Consider the following 20,494-nt stretch of genomic DNA (forward strand, 5'->3'; position numbering starts at 1 on the left):
ACGGGACCATTACAATTTCTTACCATTCGAGGATTTGCCGGGAGGCACTCTCCATCTAGCCCGGAAAACATGAGGACCTCCGCTATCGCCCGCACACGCGCCCTGCCCGCACACCACAGTGCGCTTTACCTTGCGCTGGCCTCCACGGCGCTGGCCGTACCGGTGGAGACTCGCGCGCAGCAGGCTGCGACGGCCGCGCCCGCTGCGGCACCGAAGTCCTCCGCCGCCAAGAGCAATTCCGCCGCCAGTTCGAACGAGACTGTCAGCAATGACGAGATCATCGTCACCGGACAGGCGGTTCCCGGCGCGGTGATCGGCGACATTCCGCCGGAGAACCAGATCGGCCCGGGCGAGATCGCATCCTACGGCGTCGATTCGATCAGCGACCTGCTGAACGAGATCGCCGACCAGACCGCCAGCATATCCGGCCGCGATTCGTCGAGCGGGCCGGTCGTGCTGGTCAACGGCAAGCGCGTCTCGGGCGTCAACGAAGTTGGCGACCTGCCGGTGGAATCGGTGCTGCGGGTGGACATCCTGCCCGAGGAAGTGGCCATCAAGTATGGCTACGACGCGCAGCAGAAGGTGGTGAACATCATCCTGAAGCGCCGCTTCCAGTCGCGCGTGGCCGATCTGGGCGGCGGCCTTTCGACCAAGGGCGGCGGCGGTCAGGGCTCGGGCGCGTTCACCTATACGCGCATCCACGACAACGACCGCGTGAACCTGACCGGCAAGATCAACACGCAGGCCGCGATTCTGGAAAGCGACCGCGATATCCAGCCCGACCCCAACAGCGGCATAACCCCGGCGGCCGGGCTTTCCGACGACCGCGCCTATCGCACGCTTCAGGCATCGACGCGCAACTATGCGGTTGGCGCCAGCCTTGCGCACGATCTGGGCGGTTCCGCGAACCTCTCGTTCAACGTCAAGGGCACGTACAAGACGAGCCGCTCGCTGGGCGGGCTGGCCGACGGCGAACTGACGGTTCCCGCCGACAATCCCTTCTCGGACGGCACCGCAACCACGCTCAACCGCTACCTTTCGACCGATCCTTTGAACCGGTCGACCAATACCGGCGATGTCACGGCCGGATCGACTTTCAACGTCGATCTGTCCACCCGCTGGAAGCTCTCGGTCATCGCCAGCTACGAGCACACCGAGACGGATACCCGCACCGAGACGGGGTACGACACCGCTGCCCTGCAAGCCGCGCTCGATGCCGGGGATCCCACGGTCGATCCCTATGGCACGCTGTCACCCGGCCTATTAGGGAACATGCTGACCAATCGCGCCAAGTCCAACAGCGACACCGGCAGTGCCAGCGCGCTGATCTTCGGCAAGCTGCTCAAGCTGCCGGCCGGCGACATGGGCGTCAGCCTGAAACTGGGCGGCGACTTCACGTCGCAAACATCGACCACCATTCGCGAGGGCTCGACCATCGATGGCGACGCCAGCCGCACCAACGGCAGCGCCAAGCTCAGCGTCGATATTCCGCTGACCAGCCGCACCAAGGGCTTCCTGGGCGCGATCGGCACGCTCAGCCTCAATCTCAACGGCGGCATCACGCAAGTTTCGGACTACGGCACGCTCGGCACGTTCGGTTACGGGCTCAACTGGACGCCGGTGAAGAACGTGACGGTGATCGCGGCGGTGAACGAGGACCGCAGCGCGCCGACCGTGGCCCAGCTGAGCAACCCGGTGATCACCACCACCAACCAGCGCGTCTTCGACTATGTGACGGGCGAGTCGGTGCTGGTGACGACGATCACCGGCGGCAATCCCAACCTCAAGGCGGATGACCGCCACAGCTTCAAGCTGGGCGTCAATGCGCAGCTGACCAGCGAGCCCAAGCTCAATTTCAGCGCCAGCTACGTCGACAGCCGCAATCGCAACGCCATCATGAGCCTTGGCGGCGTGACCGAGCAAGTCGAGGACGCGTTCCCCGATCGCTTCATCCGCGACGATTCCGGCACGCTCACAAGCGTCGATTCCCGTCCCGTGAACGTTTATCGCCAGCGCACCGAGCAAGTGCGCTGGGGCTTCAACTTCTCGGCCCAGCTGCGCAAGCCCAAGCGCCCCGAGCGGCGGCCCGGGGAGGGCCCATGGGGCGGCCGTCGGTTCGGTGAGCAGGGCGAGCGGCCTGCCGGTGGTCAAAGACCCGGGCAGACGCCGAGCCAGCAGGCCGGAGTGCCCCAGCCCGGTCAGCCCGGCGCCGACAACGAGATCACCGTCAACGGCCAGCGCGAGGGCGAAGGCCCCGGCGGCGGCTTCGGCCCTCCGGGTGGACCGCCGCCAAATGGTTTCGGCCCTCCCCGCGACGGTCCGCCGCCAGATGGCTTCGGTCCGCCTCCCGGTGAAGGCGGTCCCGGTGGGCCGGGCGGCCCCGGCGGCGGCCGACCCGGTGGCTTCGGCGGCCCGGGTGGGCGCGGCGGACGCGGGTTCTCGGGCGGGAGCGACAACGGCATGCGCCTGCTCGCCTCGGTCTATCATACCTGGATCCTGCGCCAGGACGTGCAGCTTACCGAGGACAGCGAGACCATCGACCTCCTCCACGGCGGCACGATCACCGGCAACGCGACGCCGCAACACAAGGTCACCGCCAGCCTTGGCGTGATCGACAACGGCCTTGGCTTCCGGCTGGAGGGCAACTGGCAGAGCGCGACCCATGTCGAAGGCGACGGGCTCTCCTCGTCCACCGGCGACCTGCACTTCTCATCGCTGTCGACGCTCGACCTTCGGTTGTTCGGGAACCTGCAAAACCGCTTCCGGGGCAAGGCCTGGGCGCGCGGCACCCGCGTCAGCCTCTCGATCGAGAACCTGTTCGATCAGCGCCAGCGCGTGACCGATGCCACCGGCGCCACGCCCTACGCCTATCAGAAGGACTATCTCGACCCGATGGGCCGGACTGTCCTGCTTTCGGTGCGGCGGATTTTCTGAGGCTGTGGCAGCTTCGGCCGTCGCGCTTGAAGTGAAGCGGGATCCCCGCCTTCGCGGGGATGACGTGGTGGTGGGTTCAGGGGCGTTCGACAGCCCCCGCAACCTCAAATTTCGTCATCCCCGCGAAGGCGGGGATCCCGCTTCCTTCTTCCAACGCCACGGCAAAGAAAAAGGGCGGGAGAGCCTCGCTCTCCCGCCCTTTTCTCAATCCACTCGAAGCGAGCCGGTAGTCGTGCTCACTCCTCGCCCATGCGAAGGGCAGCAATGAAGGCTTCCTGCGGAATCTGCACGTTGCCGTACTCGCGCATGCGCTTCTTGCCTTCCTTCTGCTTTTCCAGAAGCTTCTTCTTGCGCGTGATGTCGCCGCCATAGCACTTGGCAGTCACGTCCTTGCGCATCGCCGAAATCGTCTCGCGCGCGATCACCTTGGCACCGATCGCCGCCTGAATCGGGATCTTGAACATGTGGCGGGGGATCAGATCTTTCAGACGCTCCACCAGCGCACGACCGCGCGGTTCGGCCTGGCTGCGGTGGACAACCATCGAAAGCGCGTCGACCGGCTCGTTGTTCACGAGGATGTTCATCATCACGAGGTCACCCTCCTGAAGCCCGATCTGCTCGTAATCGAAGCTGGCATAGCCGCGGCTGATCGACTTCAGACGGTCGTAGAAGTCGAACACCACTTCGTTGAGCGGCAGTTCGTAGGTCACCTGTGCGCGGCCGCCGACGTAAGTCAGGTCCTTCTGGATACCGCGACGGTCCTGACAGAGCTTCAGGATCGAGCCGAGATATTCGTCCGGCGTGTAGATCACCGCCTTGATCCACGGCTCTTCCATGAAGTCGATCTTCACCGGATCGGGCATGTCGGAAGGATTGTGCAATTCCTTCACGGTGCCGTCGGTCATCGTCAGGCGATAGACCACCGAAGGCGCCGTGGTGATGAGGTCGAGGTCGTATTCGCGGCTCAGGCGCTCCTGGATGATCTCCAGATGCAGCAGGCCGAGGAAGCCGCAACGGAAGCCGAATCCCAGCGCCGCGCTCGATTCCATCTCGAAGCTGAAGGAGGCATCGTTGAGGCGCAGCTTGCCGATCGATTCGCGCAGCTTCTCGAAGTCGTTCGCGTCGACCGGGAACAGGCCGCAGAACACCACCGGCTGCACTTCCTTGTAGCCCGGCAGAGCCTGCGTCGCGCCGCCCTTCACCGTGGTGATGGTGTCGCCGACCTTGGCCTGTTCCACTTCCTTGATCTGCGCGGTGATGAAGCCGATTTCGCCCGGGCCCAGTTCGGGCAGGTCGATGCGCTTGGGCGTGAAGCAGCCGACACGATCGATCAGGTGCTCGGTGCCGCCCTGCATGAACTTGACCTGCAGGCCCTTCTTGATGACGCCGTCAATCACGCGCACCAGAATGACGACGCCGAGGTACGGATCGTACCACGAATCGACCAGCATGGCCTTGAGCGGCTGATTGCGCTCCCCCTTCGGCGGCGGGATCTTGGCAACCACGGCTTCGAGGATCTCGGCAATGCCGATTCCCGACTTGGCGGAGGCGAGCACCGCTTCCGAGGCGTCGATGCCGATGATGTCCTCGATCTCAGTGCGAACCTTCTCGGGCTCGGCAGCGGGGAGATCGATCTTGTTGATGACGGGCACGATCTCGTGGTCGTGCTCGATCGACTGATAGACGTTGGCCAGCGTCTGCGCTTCCACGCCCTGCGCCGCGTCCACCACCAGCAGCGCGCCTTCGCAGGCGGCAAGGCTGCGGCTGACTTCGTAGGCGAAGTCAACGTGGCCCGGGGTGTCCATCAGGTTGAACTCGTACGTGAGCCCGTCCTTGGCGGTGTAGTTCAGGCGCACGGTCTGCGCCTTGATGGTGATGCCGCGTTCCTTCTCGATGTCCATGTTGTCGAGCACCTGGGCGCTCATCTCACGTTCGGAGAGGCCACCGGTCGACTGGATCAGACGGTCGGCAAGCGTGGACTTGCCGTGGTCGATATGGGCAATGATCGAGAAATTTCGGATCTGGGCGAGTTCGGTCATGGAGCGCCGTTAGCAGCGCTTTTGGCCGCTGTCAGCCTGCCTTGCGCATTGGCCCGGAATCGCTTGCCTCGCGAAGGGTGCGCGGAGGGGTGAAAAGCACCGCTCCGTGGGCATCCAGCTCCAGCGGCGCCGCGAATTCGACGCCCATGTGATCTTCGCGGCACCAGCGCGCATGGGCGAGAACGACGTGATCGTCGGACAGATGCAGCGCGAAGCAGGTCTCGACCGGCACGTTCCACAGCCCTTCCACCAGCGCGCCGGTCTGCGACACGTTGCGGATGGTGGCATGGTAGATATGGCCGCCATGCTCCAGCATGACTTTGCGCAGCATGGTCTGGCGCGGCGCGCGTGCCGAGCGCGGGCCCTGCGCGGTGGCGCCAAGGCCCAGCGCCAGCCGCGCCGCCACGCCGACGCCGTCCAGCGGCCGTTCGTAGATATAGCCCTGCACATGGCTGCACCCGAGCAGGCGGACGAGGTCCAGCTCGTCCAGCGTTTCCACGCCCTCGGCCGTGGTCTCCATGTTGAGCGCCTCGGCAAGGCTGACGATCGAGGAAATGATCGCGCCGTTGCGGCTGCCTTCGATTGCGGCGCCGCGCACGAAGCTCTGGTCGAGCTTGATCTTGTCGAACGGCGCTTTCTTCAGATAGCCGAGCGAGGAATAGCCGGTGCCGAAATCGTCGAGCGCCAGACGCACGCCGATCGCCTTGAGCGCGGCGAACATCGCCTCGGTCGATTCGTCCTCCCCCAGGAAGACGCTCTCGGTGATCTCCAGTTCGAGCCGCGAAGGTGCGATTCCGGCATCCGCGATGGCGCGGGTGACGATCGAAGGCAATGCGGGGTTGGAGAATTGCAGCGGCGAAACGTTCACGGCCACGCGCACTTCGTCCGGCCAGGCGGCAAGATGGCGGCAGGCGGTGCGCAGGGCCCATTCGCCGATCTCGGCAACCAGCCCGGTCTCTTCCGCCACCGGCACGAAGCGGGCGGGCGAGAGATAGCCATGACGCGGATGGTTCCAGCGCAGCAGTGCCTCGAAACCGGTGATCCGCTCGGTCGTGGTGCGGATCTGCGGCTGGTAATGGAGTTCCAGCGTGCCCAGCGCGATGGCGTCGCGCAGGTCCTGTTCGAGCTGCTGACGCTCCTTGACGTCCGAATGGAGATCGTCGTCGTAGAAGTAATGCCGCCCGCGCCCACCGCCCTTGGCCGCATAGAGCGCGAGGTCGGCATTGCGGATGATCTCCTCCGCCGTCACGCCGTTGTCCGGGCAGAGCGAGATGCCCACCGAGGCGCCGATGGTCACTTGCGCGCCGTCGATCGGATAGGCCTGCGACAGGTTCTCGATGATCCGCCGCGCCAGATGGGCAAGGCCCTCATGCTGGTGATGGCCGGGCAGCAGGACCTGGAACTCGTCGCCGCCGAGGCGTCCGACACGGCCCATGGCGCCGACGGTGCCGGTCAGCCGCTCGGCCACTTGCTTGAGCAGCGCGTCGCCGGCCGGATGGCCCATGGTGTCGTTGACTTGCTTGAAGCGGTCGAGATCGAGCAGGAACACCGCGCAGGCGCGGCTTTCGAGGCGCGGCGAGGTGAGGATCTTCTCCAGCCATTCCGCCATCTGATAGCGGTTGGCGAGCGCGGTCAGCGAATCGAAGCGCGCCAGCTGCGTCACGTGCTGCTGCGACTTGCGGGTCTCGGTCAGGTCGGTGCCCGAACCACGAAAACCCAGGAAATTGTGGAACTGGTCGAGCACCGGACGACCGGAGATCGACCACCAGCGCTCATCCGCCTCGCCCGTCGCGGCGCGTACGGTCAGGTCCTGGAACGAGGAGCGCGTGGCGAAGTGGAAGGCCAGCGTGCGCTCGCTCTCCTGCTGTCCGCCAGTCTCGACATGGAACAGGCTGGCGAACGTGCGTCCGGCCGCCTCTTCCTGCGTGCAGCCGAGAAGCTGGGCAATGCGCGGCGACACATAAGTAACCAGCCCGCGCCGGTCGCTCTCCCAGAACCAGCCCTGCCCGGTGTCCTCATATTCGCCGAGCAGTTCCTCGGCGCGGTGCTGACGCAGTGCCTGTTCGGCGCGGCGGGCCGATTCCGCCGCCGCCGTCCGCATCTGGCGTCTGGCGACGACGAGGCCCACGGCACTCCCCGCGACGATCAGGCCGAACGCATGGAACGAGGTGGACGGCAGCGAGGCGCCGCACCACAGGGCCACGGTTGCGGTCACGATGGATGTCTGCCGCCCTTCGAGCAGTACGGTCGCCAGCAGCACGGTCAGCACGAAGACCGAGATCGTCACGCTTCCGCCAAGCTCGGGAGAGGACAGGGTCCAGTCCGTCGCGGCGGTGCCGAAGAGTGCCATCGGCAATGCGATCGCCAGCAGCATCAGCGGGTAGCGCTTCCAGCTATCGTGCGCGCAGCGTTCCTCGATACGGGCGAGCCACGGTGCGGCAAGGCAGCCAAGCGCCGCGAACAGCGTCAGCAACGAGGGCCCGGGACCCGGCGCAGCCCGCGCCACAAGCCCCATAATGACCAGCGCGCAGATCATGCACGGCGCCATCAGTTCCCAGCGGCGGGCAATGAAATAGAACAGCGGGTCGCTGCTTCCGCCCTTGGGCCGCAGCAGCGCGAAATTCCCGGCGGCACTGCGCGGGGCAGTCGCTTCCGATACCGGCTCGTCGACGGCGAGAATGTCCGGAGCACTATCGTGTGAAACAGTCAGCTCCGATTCGCCGGCCGCATCGACGCGCAGCGGCGCAGAGGCGCGCGAATCCGTCACGCCCTCGCCAGCGGTCGGCCATCGCCGTCTGGAACCTGTTTTCGCCATGCCCTCGCTATTGCAGGCCGGGCCATTTCAAAAGGGTTAAGCCCGCGCCTCTCGGTGACCGCAAAAATCCGAATTTGCTGCGCCTCACAGGGGATAACACTTATCCCCCGCCGGGCCCGCGACGGGCACCCGCCCACTTGGGACAGGGCGCAGCCAAGTGGCCGTTTTCGCTTGCTCCGTTCCCTGCCCCATGCTTGCTTGTAAAGTGACGGGGCGCACGCCCGGTGCGCCCTCTCACGGGAGAGCAAGTCCATGCGGCATATCGCGATCGTGGGTTCGGGACCGGCCGGCTACTACACCGCCGAAGCAGCGCTCAGGCAATGGGGAGACGGTGTGCGCGTCGATATCTTCGATGCCCTTCCGGTACCCTTCGGATTGATCCGCAGCGGCGTGGCCCCCGATCACCAGTCGATCAAGGGCGTCTCCCGCCGCTACGAAACGACCGCACTTTCCGAGAATGTCCGCTTCGTCGGCAATGTTTATATCGGCCGCGACGTGACCGTGGCCGAACTGCGCGACCTTTACGATGCCGTCGTGCTGGCCACCGGCGCGCCCAACGACCGCAAGCTGGGCCTTCCCGGAGAGGATCTGGCCAATGTCTTCGGCTCGGCCGCCTTCGTCGGCTGGTACAACGGCCATCCGCAATTCTCGGGGCTCGCCCCGCAGCTTTCGAACGATACGGCGGTGGTGATCGGCAACGGTAATGTCGCGCTCGACGTGGCGCGCATCCTTGCCAAGTCCAAGGAAGAGTTCGCGGGTTCGGATATCGTCCGGCACGCACTCGATACCTTGCTGGGCTCGCAAGTCCGCCGCATCGTCATCCTCGGGCGGCGCGGGCCGCGCCAGATCGCGATGACACCCAAGGAACTGGGCGAGCTGACCCACCTCACCCGCGCCTGGCCGCATGTCGATCCGGCCGACCTGCCGCCCGCCGCCGAAGACGCCGCGCTCGAACCCGGCCAGCGCAAGGCGGTGAGCCATTTGCGCGCCTTCGCGGCGGTCGAATCGGAGGCCGAAACGGGCCCCGAGCCCGCAGGCGGACGCGTCGTCATCGATTTCGACTTCTTCGCCGCCCCGCGCGCCATCCTGGGAGAGACCCGTGTCGAGGCGGTCGAGGTCGAACGCACCCGGCTGGAAAACGGCAAGGCAGTCGGCACCGGGGAGACCTATCGCATCCCCGCCGGATTGGTGATCGCCTGCATCGGCTACCAGACCTCGCCAATTCCGGACGTACCCTATGACGACAAGCTCGGCCGTTTCGCCAATGAGGACGGCCGGATCGCGCCGGGGCTCTATTGCGTCGGCTGGGCCCGGCGCGGCCCCACCGGCACGATCGGCACCAACCGGCCCGACGGCTTCGCCATCGTCGAGAAGATTTCCGACGACCTTGGCGGCTTCCGCGCCGATGGCGCCGGCAAGCCCGGCCGCCCCGGCTTCGACGCGCTCGCGGCCGAACGCGGGATCGACTACGTCAAGTTCACCGACTGGCAAAAGATCGACGAGGCCGAGATCGCCAATGCCCGCGACGGCGCCCCGCGCGAAAAGTTCGTCGCGGTGGAACATATGATAGAGGCCGCCGGCAAGCACTGACACCGTCTGCCGGTGGCTGCCGATCCAGCGGCCACCGGCAACAAATGCGTAATTTTCACTGGACCGCCCCGCCGCCGCAGCTATCCCCTGCCACTCTTGCGAACAGGGGGTTACGCACGATGACGATGAAGCATGTCCGCACCGCAATCGCGGCGGCATTGATGTTGGCCATGCCTGTGGGGACAGTCGAGGCCAAGCCCGCACCGGTGGTCGGCCAGATGGCGCCGGACTTCGAAATCACCCTGATGGACGGCAGCAAGGTCACGCTCGCACAGCTTCGCGGGCAAGTGGTCGTGCTCAATTTCTGGGCGACGTGGTGCGTGCCCTGCCGCAAGGAACTGCCCACGCTCGATCACTACTACAAGATCCAGCACCAGCACGGCCTCAGCGTCTTCGCGATCACCACGGAAGACTCCGCGCCGCTCTATCTGCTGAAGGACCTGTTCAAGGCCATGGCGATCCCGGCCGCGCGCAAGATCAAGGGCCCGTATGGACCGCTCACCGGTGTTCCCACCAATTTCGTCATCGATAGGAACGGAAAACTCCGTTACGCCAAGGCCGGCGCCTTCGATCTTGACGATCTGAACGCGGTTTTGGTGCCGCTGCTCCAAGAAAAGGCTGTCGTTACCGAAGCGAGAGCCGAAACCGCTGCAAAAGCCCGCCTGTAAAGCGCCTTAACATTGCACTTTGATGACAGCATTTGAAATTAAATAGTTGTTATTATTATGATTTCTTAGAACTTGTCGTCTACTTAGCCATCCGAAATCAACCGGGGCGATATCGAAACCCCGAAACTTCGGGTGCATGATGTCATCTTGGAAACCGGCGATTGGCCGGCTGCTTTCGTCGCTGGAAACGCGTCTTGTCGGCGCGCTTGCGCTTATCGTCGTGGCGACCGTGCTGTTGCAGGTCGTCACCCAACGCGAAGCCTTCGGGCTGCGCCATGAGGGCGAGGCGCTTGTTCACGCATCGGCCATTGCCGAGAACGCGGACCAGTTCGCCGAAGCGGTGGGCAAGCTGCGCATGGCGACCAATCGCGGCCTTGTTGCCAGCGACGATACCGCAGACGAACTGACCGACGCGGCCATCGCCATCGGCGACCGGCTCGGCAAGCTGCGCAACAGCGGCATGGCGCTCTATGACCTGCCGGAAGCCTCCGACCCTTTCGCGGATCTGGACAAGCACATCGCCGCCATTCTCGAAATCCAGTCCCGCCACAACGCCGGCCAAGGCCTGATCGAGCGGATCGAGGCGCGCAACAATGCCATGGCCGGCCTTGCCGCCCGCATCGTCGAGCGTGCCCATGCCGAGCGCGAGGCCGCGCAGCGCCGACTGGTCGCGTCGATCGGGCGCTGGCAGATGCTGGTGCTCGGCACCGGGCTGGTGACGATCCTGATCGTCTCGCTGGTGCTGTTCGACATCCTCCGGAACATTCTGCCCGCCGTGCGCCGCATGCACGGTTCGCTGCAACGGCTGGCCAATGGTGACCTCGATATCGAGATCGGCTCCTTCCGCCTGAAGGAACTGAAGGACTTGTCCGGCCCGCTCGAAACCTTCCGGCGCAATGCCAAGGCGGTCAAGAACCTGGCCTTCAGCGACCCGGCCACCGGCCTGCCCAACCGTCGCGCCTTCCAGGAAGACGTGACCTGGCTGTTCAGCGCCGCGCCGGAGCGCCGCTTCGCCTGCATGCTGATCGACATCGACCGCTTCAAGCACATCAACGACGATTACGGCCACGCCGCCGGAGACGATCTGGTGCGGCTGATCGGCACCCGGCTCAAGGCTAACCTCGGCGACGGCAGCATCGTCGCCCGCGTCGGCGGGGACGAGTTCGCCGTCTGCATCGAAATGGCAGAGGGCGAATCCGCCACCGTACTGGCCTCCCGCCTCACCGATTCGGTGCGCACGCCCTTCAGCCTCGGCGAATATTCGGTAGCGATCACCGCTTCGATCGGCGTTGCCGAAGTGGAAGCCTCGGACGAGGCCGACATCGACGAAATCTTGCGCAATGCCGACATGGCGCTCTACGCCTCGAAGAAGAACGGCCGCAATTCCGCCACCGGCTTCGCGCCGCAAATGGCCGAGGAGCGCGCCGTCGACCGGGCACTTGAAAAGGACCTCGAAACCGCCTTCGAAAGAGGCGAGCTGCGCATGGTCTACCAGCCGATCCACCCGGTTTCCGACACCGTGCAGGAAGTGGAGGCGTTGGTTCGCTGGAAGCATCCGAATCTGGGCGAAGTGCCGCCTTCCACATTCATCCCCGCTGCCGAGCGCAGCGGCCAGATGGTGCGGCTGGGCGAATGGATCATCCGCCGCGCGCTGGCTGATTTCGCGCGCTGGCCCGACATGACGATGAGCATCAACCTCTCGCCGCTGCAACTCCAGCACGACGGGTTCAGCGCCTTCCTGCTCGACGCCTGCGGCCGCCACGGCATTGCCCCGCAGCGCCTGTTCCTGGAAGTGACGGAATCGCTCTCGATCGAGCGCAACACCCGCGCGCTGCTTACGCTCAACCTGCTGCGCAACCTCGGCTTCCGCATTGCGCTGGACGATTTCGGCACGGGCTATTCGTCGCTGTCGATGGTCAAGAGCTTCAAGTTCGATCGCATGAAGCTTGATCGCAGCCTGGTGATGGACCTCGGGCAGGACCCGGCCTCGGTCGCGGTGCTGGAAGCGGCGGTGACCATGGCCCGGCATGTCGGCGCCGAAGTGGTGGCCGAGGGCATCAGCGAGGCCCACCTCATCGACGCCACCAAGGGCGCGGGCTGCACGCACCTGCAAGGCTACTTCTACAGCCAGCCGATCGAGGCAGACGAAGTGCCCCACTATTTCGCGGCGGAGCCCGATATGCGCAGCGAAGTGGCCTGAGTTACAGAACTGATTGAGGGTCGTGAGCCGATCCTCTTCAGCCGCTATCCCAAATAGACCATCGTCGCCCCCGCGAAGGCGGGGGCCCCGCTTCTTTCGCACCACGTCTCAAAGAAAAGCGGGATCCCCGCCTTCGCGGGGATGACGGCAAAGGTTCGAGGCGGCGGAGGCTTGGCCAAGCAGCCCACCCATCCCGAACGCGCAAAGAAAAAGGGCCGGAGCTTTCGCCCCGGCCCTCTATCCTGCGATAATGCCCGAAATCAGACGCGCATCGGCATCAGCACGTAGAGCGCAGGACTCTTCTCGTCCTGACGGATCAGCGTCGGCGCGCCGGCGTCGGCAAGGTGGAGTTCCACCGTGTCGCCATCGATCTGGCCGAGGATATCCTTGAGATAATTGGCATTGAAGCCGATCTCGAAACCATCCGACGAATAGTCTGCCGGTACTTCTTCCGCCGCCGTGCCGTTGTCCGGCGAGGTGACCGAAAGCGTCACGCGGTCTTGCTCCAGCGCCATTTTCACCGCGCGGGTCTTTTCGGTGGCGATGGTCGCCACGCGGTCCACGCCTTCAAAGAAGCTCTTGGGATCGATGCGGAGCAGCTTGTCGTTCCCGGTGGGGATGACGCGCGTGTAGTCCGGGAAGGTGCCGTCGATCAGCTTGCTGGTCAGCACAACGCCGTGCTCGCCGCCCAAGGTGAAGCGGACCTTGCTGGCCGAAAGATCGACCAGCACATTGGTGTCGAGCGCTTCTTCGAGCAGCTTGCGCAGCTCGCCCACGCACTTACGCGGCACGATCACGTCCGGCATGCCCTCGGCGCCGTCGGGACGGGCCAGGGTGAAGCGGGCGAGACGGTGACCGTCGGTGGCGGCAGCCTTCAGTTCCTCGTCCGAGACGTGGAGGAAGATGCCGTTGAGATAGTAGCGCGTTTCCTCGGTCGAAATCGCGAAGCGCGTGCGGTCGATCAGCTGCGCCAGCGTTGCCGCCGGAATTTCGAAGCTGGTCGGCAGCTCGCCCTCGGCGATCATCGGGAAATCGTCGCGCGGCAGCGTCGGCAGCTGGAAGCGGCTGCGCCCGGCCTTCACCACCATGCGGTTATCGGCCGCATCGAGGCTGACCTGGCTACCGTCCGGCAGCTTGCGAGCGATGTCGAACAGGAGGTGCGCGGAAACCGTGATCGCGCCGGCCTGCTCTACCGAGACCGCGCCAAGGGTTTCCACCACCTGCAAGTCGAGGTCGGTCGCCATGATGCGCAACGACCCACTGCCCGAAGCCTCGATCAGTACGTTCGAGAGAATGGGAATGGTATTGCGCCGCTCGACGACGGACTGCACGTGACTGAGGCAGCGCAGGAGCGTGGAACGTTCGATGGTGGCCTTCATGTCAGCCTCAGGTCCCCCTTGGTCGGGCTTGGGACACCCCCGCGAAGGCGGGAGATCCCGAATTTCAGGACGAATATCTCTAGCGTACGTAAGGCTTGCGGCAAGCGAGTAATGCCCCCTGAAAGGCGAAACTGGGGATAAATCGGGGGTTTCTCGTGACTTTTCGCCCCGGCGCCGCAGCCCGCCGCATTCCGGCGCCCCGATGACGCTCGCCGCTTGCCCCCAAGACGCGTTCGGAGCATGTTCACAAGCACCCCCAGCCACGCCGAAATCGTGGGAGACGAACCACTTGTCTGACCATCTGCGCATCGAACGCAAGGATGAGAGCGGCGAAATTCGCCCGATCACCCTGCCTGAATGGAAAGAGGCCGTGATCGGCATCGAAGGCGTGCGGCTTGCCGATGGCGACGCCAACGCGCTCAATCCGGTTACCCGCGAGTGGGTCGTCATGCCGAACCGTGGCGGCGATGTGGAAGTCTGGCGCGATGGCTATGGCGGCTGGCTGCGCGCGCTCTGGTGGTCGCCCAACGGCACCGTGAGCTTTGCAGCGCCCGATCCCGAACCGGACGGCCACTCGATTCTGGCCGTCGCGCGCGATCTCGCGGGAAAGCTCGGCGCGGATATCGTGAGCGCGGACCGCACCGTTCACGATTAGGAGGTGAGGATTTTCCCGAGACAAATCGACTGCGGCCGATCCGCATAGCGGCCATACGGTGCGATCTCGACATAGCCGTGTCGCTCGTAGAACGAGACAGCACGGGCGTTGACGCGCCGGGTGGAGAGCCATGCCGCGCCATAGCCATCGGCCCGCGCGGCAGCTTCGAGATGGGACAGAATCGCCGCGCCGCTACCGTGTTCGGCATACATCCGCTTGATCTCGGCCACATCGCCTTCGAGCGGCCGATAGGCGCCGCATCCGATCGCGGCGCCATGCTCATCCCGCGCGATCACGAAAAGCGCGCGGGACACGAGCACATCGGCCGGATCGAAGGAGGACGTACCGCCATCGCCGGTGATGGCGTTCAGCGCCCGCGAGAGGCGCTCCATCACCGAAACGGCATCGGGATCGCGCGGATCGCAGGGCTCAACCCTGACCATCCGCGCCAATCCCAAGGTCATGTCAGACCATCACCATGCCGCCGTTGACGTGGATCGTCTGGCCGGTGACGTAGCCCGCTTCCTTCGAGGCGAGGAACACGGCGGCAGAGGCGATGTCCTCGCCCTCACCCATGCGGCCCATCGGAATGCGGCCGTTGAGGGCGTCCTTCTGCGCGTCGGGCAGAACGTCGGTCATCGCGGTGCGGATGAAGCCCGGGGCGATGCAGTTCACGGTAACGTTGCGGCTGGCGAGTTCCTGCGCGAGGCTCTTCGACATGGCGGTGATGCCGCCCTTGGCCGCGCAGTAGTTCATCTGCCCGGGGTTACCGGTGGTGCCGACGACCGAGGTGACGTTGATGATACGGCCGAAGCGGGCCTTCATCATCGGCTTGGTCACGGCGCGCATCAGGCGGAAGGTCGATTCGAGATTGATCTTGATGACTTGGTCCCACTCCTCGTCCTTCATGCGCATGGCGAGGTTGTCGCGGGTGATGCCGGCGTTGTTGATCAGGATGTCGATCTTGCCCAGCGATTCGAGCGCGGCGGGAACCAGCTTCTCGACCTGCTCGGCATCGCCGAGGTTGCAGGCGATGGCGACATGATCGACGTCCTGCAGGTGCTGCGGGGTGTGCTCGTCAAGCTCGTCGCGGAAGGCGCGCAGCTTGTCGGCGTTCGAGCCCGAGATGGCAAGGCGCGCACCCTGCGCGGCCAGCGCGCGGGCAATCGACGAGCCGATGCCGCCCGAGGCGCCGGTGACAAGGGCGGTCATTCCGTTGAGGTTGAACATCTGGGTCACTCCATGATGACTTTAGTTGTAAAGGGTTCGCGCAAAGGCGCAAAGGCGCGAAGGCCTCAGCGATCGGATCGATGGTTGTTCACCAACCGCCGAATTCCTTCCTTCATCGTTTCACCCGAGAAATTGAGCAGCAGCCCTAGGGGCTGGTCGACCAAACGCAAGTAGGTGAGAACCTGCTTGGCATGGGCGCGACTGAGATTTTCCACCGACTTGATCTCGACAACAAGACGCTCCTCGATCAGCAGATCCACTCTGAACGCAGCCGGGAAATGCATGCCGTCGAACCGGATGTCGACCGGCCGCTGCCGGTCAACCTTGTATCCTCGGCGCTCCAACTCAGCCGCCAAGACCGTTTCATACACGCTTTCCAGCAAGCCGGGACCAAGGCCGCGATGTATTCGGACGGCGGCATCAACGACGTCCGCGCTGATCGCATCGACATCAACCAAAGCCGCCGCCCCCTTTGCGCCTTCGCGCCTTTGCGCGAACTCTTAAAGAATCTTCGCCAGTTCCTCGATCTCGGCCATGGTCACGGCGGAGATCACCTCCACCTCACCGGCCGAACGCTTGATCATCGGACCGAGCACCTTGCCGCCGAGTTCGACGAAGGTCTCGACGCCCGCCTCGCGCATGGCGATCGCGCTTTCGCGCCAGCGGACGCGGCCGGTGACCTGCTCGACCAGCAAGCGCTGGACTTCGGCGGGATCGGTGACGACCGAGGCGGTGACATTGGCGAACAGCGGCACGTGCAGGCTGCCCGGAGGAGTCTTGGCCAGTGCCTCTGCCATGGCATCGGCGGCGGGCTGCATCAGCGGGCAGTGGAACGGGGCCGACACCGGCAGCAGCACGCCGCGCTTGATGCCGTGGTCCTTCACCAGCGCAATAGCGCGCTCGATGGCTTCCTTGTGGCCCGAGATCACGACTTGCGTGGGGTCGTTGTCGTTGGCGACGGTGCAAACCTGACCTTCGGCAGCGGCTTCGGCCAGCGCCGTGGCCTTCTCGATATCCGCGCCCAGCAGCGCCGCCATCGCGCCAAGGCCGACCGGAACGGCCGCCTGCATCGACTGGCCGCGCAGCTTCAGCAGGCGCGCGGTGTCGGCAAGGCTGAAAGCACCGGCGGCGCAGAGTGCGGTATATTCACCCAGCGAGTGACCGGCGACGAAGTCCGCCTTGTCGGCGAGCGAGATGCCGCCTTCCTTCTCCAGCACGCGCAGGACGGCGATGGCATTGGCCATGATCGCCGGCTGGGCGTTCTCGGTAAGGGTCAGTTCCTCTTCGGGGCCCTGCGTCATCACGCGGAAGAGGTTCTGGCCGAGCGCCTCGTCCACTTCCTGGAAGACTTCACGCGCAACGGCGCTGGCTTCGGCGAGTTCGGCGCCCATGCCGACCTTCTGGCTACCCTGTCCCGGGAAAACGAATGCACGCATCTTGGCGGCTCCTTCTATCCGGCGGGCTTGCGGGTGCGCCCTGCCGATTTGCGAATATGACGTGGCGCGGCGCGTTATTGACCTTAGGGCCGCTCGGCAAGCCCGAAGGGAACAATCCGGTTCATCGCGTCATGCCCGATATCGGCGCTGCCGAGGTAGGGGATGGAGTGATGCGCGCACCAATGGCGGGCGATTTCCTCGGCTTCGATGCCGAACGGACGGTCGTTTTCGGGCACGTCGCTGACCCGGCCGAGGCGCAGGCCGGCCACGCCGCCGAGGTGCGCGGTCAGGTGAAAGAACAGCCGGTCCACCGCGTAGAGATACTCGGAAACTTCCTCCACCAGCACGACATGCTTGGCCAGCCCCGGCATCAGGCGGGTGCCGCAGAGCATCGACAGCGTCATCAGGTTGAAGGCGACGCGCGGATGATCGTCGCCGGTGGGTTCGACGCCGGAGGCATCGCCGGTCAGCCAGCGTAATGCGCGGCGCACTGCCTCTGCCCCGCCTTCGCGCCGGATATCGGCCAGCATCGGCCCGTGCACGGGCTTGCCGATCCGCGCACGATAGAGCCCGCCAAGCAGGTAACCCGCATCGGAATAGCCAAGGAAAGTCTTCTTCTGTGCGTCATGCGTGAATTTCGCGATAGCGCTTTCGGCCACGCGGCAGGCTCCATAGCCGCCGCGCGCGAACCACACTGCATCCACCGACGGGTCGTTGGCGCATTCCACCAGGGCCGCGATCCGCCAGGCGTCACTGCCGGCGAAATGGCCTTCCACTTCGAAGCACTGATCGTGGATCGCAAGCTCCACGCCGGGGAACTCTTCTGCCACCAATGCGACGACGGCCTCCGCATCCTCGCGGGTGATCGGGGTGGACGGTGCACAAACTGCGATACGGGTCATGGCTCCTTCCTATCGAGGTTGTCAGGACGAACAAGGCCGCATACCGAAGCTTCATGACTTCCGAGCATCACGACCTCACTTCACATCCCTGGTTCTTTTGCGGCATCGGTGGATCGGGCATGTTGCCGCTCGCGCTGATCCTCAAGGGGCATGGCGCGCAAGTAGCGGGCTCGGACCGCAGCCGCGATCAGGGCCGCACGCCTGAAAAGTTCGCATGGCTGGAAAGCCTCGGCTTCGACCTGCATCCGCAGGATGGCAGCGGCATTACCGGCGCGGAGCAGACCTTGGTCGCCTCGGCAGCGGTGGAAGACACCGTTCCCGAAGTGGTCCGCGCGAAAGAGTTCGGCTGCCCGCGCATGAGCCGTGCGCAGCTTCTGGCGACTTTGTTCAATGCCGCGCCTTTCGGCATTGCCATCGGCGGCACCTCGGGCAAGTCGACCGTCACCGGCATGACCGGCTGGATCATGACCCACGCCGAGCGTGACCCCACGATCATGAACGGCGCGGTGATGAAGAACTTCGCTTCGCCCGATGCGCCTTTCGCCAGCGCCCGGGTGGGTGAGGGCGAAGTCTTCGTGTCGGAAGTGGACGAGAGTGATGGCTCCATCGCACTCTATCGCCCGAAGGTCGCGGTGCTGGGCAATGTCAGCCTCGACCACAAGAGCATTGAGGAACTGCGCCAGCTTTTCGGTGACTTCCTGAGCCGCGCGGAGGTCTCCGCAATCAATCTCGACGATGCGGAAACGGCCGCGCTCGCCCCTCATGCGAAGGCGCTGGTGACGTTCGGGATCGTTTCGCCGGATGCGCAGATCACCGCGACAGATATTGTGGAAGAGCCGATTTCGCTGACCGCAACGGTCGTGGATCGCCGCGATGGGTCTGCCCACGCGCTGGCGCTCAAGGTTCCGGGCCGCCACAACCTCTACAACGCGCTGGCCGCCATTGCTGCGGCCAATGCCGCCGGGATTTCGGTGGCCGAGGCGGTCGAGGCGCTGGGCAGTTTCGTCGGCCTTGCGCGCCGATTTGATATCGTCGGCACCTCACCGTCAGGCGTGACGGTGATCGACGATTTCGGCCATAATCCGGATAAGGTCTCGGCCACGCTCGCCACGCTCAAGGCGCACGAAGGCCGGGTGATCGCCTTCTTTCAGCCGCACGGCTACGGCCCGCTGCGCCAGATGGGCTACGAACTGGCCGAAGTCTTCGCGGCGAAGCTCGGCCCGGACGACGTGACGATCCTGTGCGATCCGGTCTATTTCGGCGGCACGGTGGACCGCTCGCAGGGCAGCGAGCGCATCGTCAGCCTGATCGAAGCAGCCGGTGGAAAGTCGGAATATGTCGCCGCTCGCGAGGACTGCGCGCGCCGCATTGTCGAGATCGCCAAGCCCGGTGACCGCGTGGTGGTCATGGGCGCGCGAGACGACACGCTGACGGTATTCGCGAAAGAACTGCTCGCGGCGCTTCCCTGATCGAGGCCCTGATCGCCGATCAGTGCGCCTTGCCGCGCACTTTGGCGATCAGATGCACGATCAGCGCGATCACGCCGCCCAGCACCAAACCCACTGCGGCCGAAGCCAGCGCATAGCCCAGCCAGCCGAGCACACCGCCCAGCGGCCCGCCCAGTACCGTGAGCCAGTGCTGGAAGCCATGCGCCAGATGCGCCGGAGCAGGAACGCCCAGTTGCTCAAGGCCGTGGAGGATGATCCCGCCGCCAACCCACAGCATCGCCACCGTGCCGACCGAAGCGAGCACGGTCAGCACATTCGGCATGCCCTGCACCAGCATGCGGCCCACGGCCTGCGTGCCCTTCCCTTCCTTCCGGGCGAGGTGGAGGCCGATGTCGTCCATCTTCACGATCAGCGCCACCGCGCCATAGACGCCCGCCGTGATCAGCACGCCCACCAGCGCCAGCGCCACCGCGCGCGTCACCAGCGAACTGTCGGCGACTTCGGCAAGAGCGATGGCCATGATCTCTGCCGAAAGGATCAGGTCTGTGCGGATGGCGCCGGAAACGCGCACCTGTTCGAATGTCGTCGCGTCCTGAACGGGGCTTTCCAGCGTTTCGCCGTGCTTGGCACCGCCCAGCTTCTCGATCACCTTTTCGGCGCCCTCGAAGGCGAGATAGCTGCCGCCCAGCATCAGGATCGGCGTGATGAGCCAGGGCAGAAACGCGCTTAGCACCAGGGCAATCGGCAGCAGGATGAACAGCTTGTTGCGCAGCGATCCCTTGGTGATCTTCCAGATGATCGGCAGTTCCCGATCGGGCGTGAAATCGGTGACGTAGCCCGGCGTCACCGCCGCATCGTCGATCACCACGCCGGCCGCCTTGCTCCCGGCCTTGGCCACGCCCACCCCCACGTCATCGAGCGAGGCGGCGGCAGCACGCGCGATCACCGCAACGTCATCGAGCAGGGCAACGAGGCCGGAAGGCATTGGAAGAACAATCCTTGGTCGGTTGAACAGAATTCCCAAGCCATGCGGGGGAATTTTTCACCGATCAAGCAATTCCGGCAAAAACCTCGCCAATGAAGGGGTTTGCGGCCTTTCGTGATGGCCGCCGCCGCGCTTCCGCAAGACCGATCGCCATTGCTCCCCTCACACTGCCCTTAACGGCGTCCGATGCCCACCGTTCTCTCCCCTGTCCGG

Annotated in this window: 15 protein-coding genes; 6 read left to right on the forward strand and 9 right to left on the reverse strand. The window is 65.0% G+C overall.

What is annotated here, in order from left to right:
- Positions 1-69: 69 nt before the first annotated feature.
- On the forward strand, positions 70-2,934 hold the full coding sequence (locus AC1VVM_RS13990; protein ID WP_482955223.1) for a TonB-dependent receptor: 2,865 nt from the start codon (positions 70-72) through the stop codon (positions 2,932-2,934).
- 236 nt (positions 2,935-3,170) lie between these two features.
- Here the strand turns inward: AC1VVM_RS13990 and lepA are convergent, their stop codons facing one another.
- On the reverse strand, positions 3,171-4,973 hold the full coding sequence (lepA, locus tag AC1VVM_RS13995) for a translation elongation factor 4 (RefSeq protein WP_132385644.1): 1,803 nt from the start codon (positions 4,971-4,973) through the stop codon (positions 3,171-3,173).
- A gap of 31 nt (positions 4,974-5,004) precedes the next feature.
- Complete coding sequence (locus AC1VVM_RS14000; protein ID WP_482956356.1) at positions 5,005-7,521, reverse strand: EAL domain-containing protein; 2,517 nt, start codon at positions 7,519-7,521, stop codon at positions 5,005-5,007.
- A gap of 519 nt (positions 7,522-8,040) precedes the next feature.
- Between AC1VVM_RS14000 and AC1VVM_RS14005 the strand changes: the two genes are divergently transcribed.
- The 3 genes from AC1VVM_RS14005 to AC1VVM_RS14015 all read left to right on the forward strand — a co-directional run bounded on the left by AC1VVM_RS14005 (position 8,041) and on the right by AC1VVM_RS14015 (position 12,246).
- Positions 8,041-9,378 carry an FAD-dependent oxidoreductase gene (locus tag AC1VVM_RS14005; protein ID WP_482955224.1) on the forward strand — a complete coding sequence of 446 codons (1,338 nt, stop codon included), beginning with the start codon at positions 8,041-8,043 and terminating at the stop codon, positions 9,376-9,378.
- Between the two features lie 119 nt (positions 9,379-9,497).
- Entirely contained in the window at positions 9,498-10,046 is a 549-nt protein-coding gene (locus AC1VVM_RS14010) for a TlpA family protein disulfide reductase (protein WP_482955225.1), read from the forward strand.
- A gap of 136 nt (positions 10,047-10,182) precedes the next feature.
- On the forward strand, positions 10,183-12,246 hold the full coding sequence (locus AC1VVM_RS14015) for a putative bifunctional diguanylate cyclase/phosphodiesterase (protein WP_482955226.1): 2,064 nt from the start codon (positions 10,183-10,185) through the stop codon (positions 12,244-12,246).
- A 260-nt stretch (positions 12,247-12,506) separates the two neighbouring features.
- Here AC1VVM_RS14015 and dnaN read toward each other — a convergent pair whose 3' ends face one another.
- Positions 12,507-13,625, reverse strand: coding sequence for a DNA polymerase III subunit beta (gene dnaN / locus AC1VVM_RS14020; protein ID WP_132385649.1), 1,119 nt, complete (start codon positions 13,623-13,625; stop codon positions 12,507-12,509).
- 289 nt (positions 13,626-13,914) lie between these two features.
- Here dnaN and AC1VVM_RS14025 point away from each other — a divergent pair, with 289 nt between their 5' ends.
- Entirely contained in the window at positions 13,915-14,280 is a 366-nt protein-coding gene (locus AC1VVM_RS14025; protein WP_132385650.1) for a hypothetical protein, read from the forward strand.
- Here AC1VVM_RS14025 and AC1VVM_RS14030 read toward each other — a convergent pair.
- The 5 genes from AC1VVM_RS14030 to AC1VVM_RS14050 form a co-directional block, all read right to left on the reverse strand.
- A complete protein-coding gene (locus tag AC1VVM_RS14030) occupies positions 14,277-14,744 on the reverse strand; it encodes a GNAT family N-acetyltransferase (protein ID WP_482955227.1) in 468 nt (155 codons plus the stop codon). The genes AC1VVM_RS14025 and AC1VVM_RS14030 overlap by 4 nt on opposite strands.
- 1 nt (position 14,745) lies before the next feature.
- Positions 14,746-15,510, reverse strand: a complete 765-nt coding sequence (gene fabG / locus AC1VVM_RS14035; protein WP_482955228.1) for a 3-oxoacyl-[acyl-carrier-protein] reductase — start codon at positions 15,508-15,510, stop codon at positions 14,746-14,748.
- A 65-nt stretch (positions 15,511-15,575) separates the two neighbouring features.
- Positions 15,576-15,968: a GxxExxY protein gene (locus tag AC1VVM_RS14040; RefSeq protein ID WP_482955229.1), complete on the reverse strand. Its 393-nt coding sequence runs from the start codon at positions 15,966-15,968 to the stop codon at positions 15,576-15,578.
- Between the two features lie 42 nt (positions 15,969-16,010).
- Positions 16,011-16,946: an ACP S-malonyltransferase gene (fabD, locus tag AC1VVM_RS14045; RefSeq protein WP_482955230.1), complete on the reverse strand. Its 936-nt coding sequence runs from the start codon at positions 16,944-16,946 to the stop codon at positions 16,011-16,013.
- A gap of 83 nt (positions 16,947-17,029) precedes the next feature.
- Positions 17,030-17,848 (reverse strand): LD-carboxypeptidase, encoded by an 819-nt coding sequence (locus AC1VVM_RS14050; RefSeq protein WP_482955231.1) that lies wholly within the window; start codon positions 17,846-17,848, stop codon positions 17,030-17,032.
- A 53-nt stretch (positions 17,849-17,901) separates the two neighbouring features.
- On the opposite strand from AC1VVM_RS14050, the gene AC1VVM_RS14055 reads away from it, so the two are divergent.
- Positions 17,902-19,317, forward strand: coding sequence for a glutamate ligase domain-containing protein (locus AC1VVM_RS14055; RefSeq protein ID WP_482955232.1), 1,416 nt, complete (start codon positions 17,902-17,904; stop codon positions 19,315-19,317).
- A gap of 19 nt (positions 19,318-19,336) precedes the next feature.
- Here AC1VVM_RS14055 and AC1VVM_RS14060 read toward each other — a convergent pair whose 3' ends face one another.
- Positions 19,337-20,281 (reverse strand): DUF808 domain-containing protein, encoded by a 945-nt coding sequence (locus tag AC1VVM_RS14060; RefSeq protein WP_482955233.1) that lies wholly within the window; start codon positions 20,279-20,281, stop codon positions 19,337-19,339.
- Positions 20,282-20,494: the final 213 nt, after the last annotated feature.

The sequence above is a fragment of the Novosphingobium sp. BL-S-33 genome, assembly GCF_056857025.1.

What these genes read in the sequence shown, in the direction of transcription:
- AC1VVM_RS13990 (WP_482955223.1), top strand. Translation starts at nt 70, where the DNA reads ATGAGGACCTCCGCTATCGCCCGCACACGCGCCCTGCCCGCACACCAC.
- lepA (WP_132385644.1), bottom strand. Translation starts at nt 4,973, where the DNA reads ATGACCGAACTCGCCCAGATCCGAAATTTCTCGATCATTGCCCATATC.
- AC1VVM_RS14000 (WP_482956356.1), bottom strand. Translation starts at nt 7,521, where the DNA reads ATGGCGCCGTGCATGATCTGCGCGCTGGTCATTATGGGGCTTGTGGCG.
- AC1VVM_RS14005 (WP_482955224.1), top strand. Translation starts at nt 8,041, where the DNA reads ATGCGGCATATCGCGATCGTGGGTTCGGGACCGGCCGGCTACTACACC.
- AC1VVM_RS14010 (WP_482955225.1), top strand. Translation starts at nt 9,498, where the DNA reads ATGACGATGAAGCATGTCCGCACCGCAATCGCGGCGGCATTGATGTTG.
- AC1VVM_RS14015 (WP_482955226.1), top strand. Translation starts at nt 10,183, where the DNA reads ATGATGTCATCTTGGAAACCGGCGATTGGCCGGCTGCTTTCGTCGCTG.
- dnaN (WP_132385649.1), bottom strand. Translation starts at nt 13,625, where the DNA reads ATGAAGGCCACCATCGAACGTTCCACGCTCCTGCGCTGCCTCAGTCAC.
- AC1VVM_RS14030 (WP_482955227.1), bottom strand. Translation starts at nt 14,744, where the DNA reads ATGACCTTGGGATTGGCGCGGATGGTCAGGGTTGAGCCCTGCGATCCG.
- fabG (WP_482955228.1), bottom strand. Translation starts at nt 15,510, where the DNA reads ATGTTCAACCTCAACGGAATGACCGCCCTTGTCACCGGCGCCTCGGGC.
- fabD (WP_482955230.1), bottom strand. Translation starts at nt 16,946, where the DNA reads ATGCGTGCATTCGTTTTCCCGGGACAGGGTAGCCAGAAGGTCGGCATG.
- AC1VVM_RS14050 (WP_482955231.1), bottom strand. Translation starts at nt 17,848, where the DNA reads ATGACCCGTATCGCAGTTTGTGCACCGTCCACCCCGATCACCCGCGAG.
- AC1VVM_RS14055 (WP_482955232.1), top strand. Translation starts at nt 17,902, where the DNA reads ATGACTTCCGAGCATCACGACCTCACTTCACATCCCTGGTTCTTTTGC.
- AC1VVM_RS14060 (WP_482955233.1), bottom strand. Translation starts at nt 20,281, where the DNA reads ATGCCTTCCGGCCTCGTTGCCCTGCTCGATGACGTTGCGGTGATCGCG.